Origin of the sequence: Mizugakiibacter sediminis (assembly GCF_000953855.2) — a bacterium.
Classification (GTDB): domain Bacteria; phylum Pseudomonadota; class Gammaproteobacteria; order Xanthomonadales; family Rhodanobacteraceae; genus Mizugakiibacter; species Mizugakiibacter sediminis.
Genome location: NZ_DF970277.1, coordinates 89010 through 89862, shown reverse-complemented (window position 1 = coordinate 89862; position 853 = coordinate 89010). Strand labels below are relative to the sequence as shown.

Annotated in this window: 2 protein-coding genes; both read left to right on the top strand. The window is 74.4% G+C overall.

The window, feature by feature from the left end; genetic code table 11:
* On the top strand, positions 1–259 hold a 259-nt coding region (locus MBSD_RS15560; RefSeq protein ID WP_187300722.1), incomplete at its 5' end, for a hypothetical protein.
* A gap of 78 nt (positions 260–337) precedes the next feature.
* On the top strand, positions 338–853 hold a 516-nt coding region (locus MBSD_RS15845), incomplete at its 3' end, for a neutral zinc metallopeptidase (RefSeq protein WP_237071831.1).

Here is an 853-nt window from a genome sequence, read left to right as displayed (position 1 = left end):
CGCCGCCGCCGCCCGCGTCGAGCAGATGGCACCCGCCTTCCGCGCGACCCGCCTCGTCACGCGGCACGTCCGCGCGCCGCAACCGGCCGACTGGGCGGACGCGCTGCTGGCGTGCCGGGACGCCGCGGTCGCGCTGATCGAGCGCGGCGAAGCACCCGCCGACGTACGCCGCGCGCTCGGCGCGGCGCGCAAGGCGCTGCGCGAACCGGCGGCGTTGCTGCCGGCCTTGCAGGCGCTGCAGCAATCGCTGATCCGCTGATCCGCCTGCGCCGCGGGGGCGGTGAATCCGCGCCGCACTGGGCGCACAATGCCGCGGTCCCACCGCGGAGTCCGGCCCATGAAATGGCAGCGTGCGCGACAGAGCGAGAACGTGGAGGACCGCCGCGGCATGGGTCTCGGCGGCGGCGTCGGCCGGCTGGGCCTGGGCGGCGTCGCGATCGTCGTCGTGCTGGCGCTGCTGCTCGGCAAGAACCCGCTGGAGCTGCTCGGCCTGCTGGCACAGCAGGGCGACGGCGGCGTCACCCAGACGCCATCGACGACTGGCGCGCCGCCGGCCAACGACCAGACCGCGCAGTTCGTCGCCGCCATCCTCGGCTCCACCGAGGACGTATGGGGCGCGCTGTTCCGACAAAGCGGCGGCGCCTACGCGCCGCCGAAGCTGGTGCTGTTCTCCGGCGCCGTCGCCTCGACCTGCGGGCGCGCCACGGCGGCGGTCGGCCCGTTCTACTGCCCGGGCGACCATCAGGTCTATCTGGACACCAGCTTCTTCGACGAGATGTCCGCGCGCCTCGGCGGCGGCGGCGATTTCGCCGATGCCTACGTGATCGCCCACGAAGTCGGCCATCACGTGCAG